Origin of the sequence: Streptomyces sp. MMG1121 (assembly GCF_001280015.1) — a bacterium.
Classification (GTDB): Bacteria; Actinomycetota; Actinomycetes; order Streptomycetales; family Streptomycetaceae; genus Streptomyces.
The window spans coordinates 1-287 of sequence record NZ_LGDV01000134.1; the positions used below are offsets into that span (position 1 = coordinate 1).

The 287-nt window shown below is 58.5% G+C and carries 2 rRNA genes; both read right to left on the reverse strand.

Going from position 1 to position 287, the window contains the following annotated elements:
- Nucleotides 1–117, reverse strand: a 5S ribosomal RNA gene (gene rrf, locus ADK64_RS14065).
- A gap of 93 nt (nt 118–210) precedes the next feature.
- Nucleotides 211–287: ribosomal RNA gene (locus tag ADK64_RS14070) — 23S ribosomal RNA — on the reverse strand; the annotation flags it as partial.

Sequence of the window (287 nt, forward strand, 5' to 3'; positions counted from 1 at the left end):
GTTCGGCGGCGTCCTACTCTCCCACAGGGTCCCCCCTGCAGTACCATCGGCGCTGTGAGGCTTAGCTTCCGGGTTCGGAATGTAACCGGGCGTTTCCCTCACGCTATGACCACCGAAACACTATGAAACTGTCGAACATTGCCGCACCACGCTCTGTGAAACGTGGGGCCGTTCGTGGTTTCAGAACCAACACAGTGGACGCGAGCAACTGAGGACAAGCCCTCGGCCTATTAGTACCGGTCACCTCCACCAGTTACCTGGCTTCCAGATCCGGCCTATCAACCCAG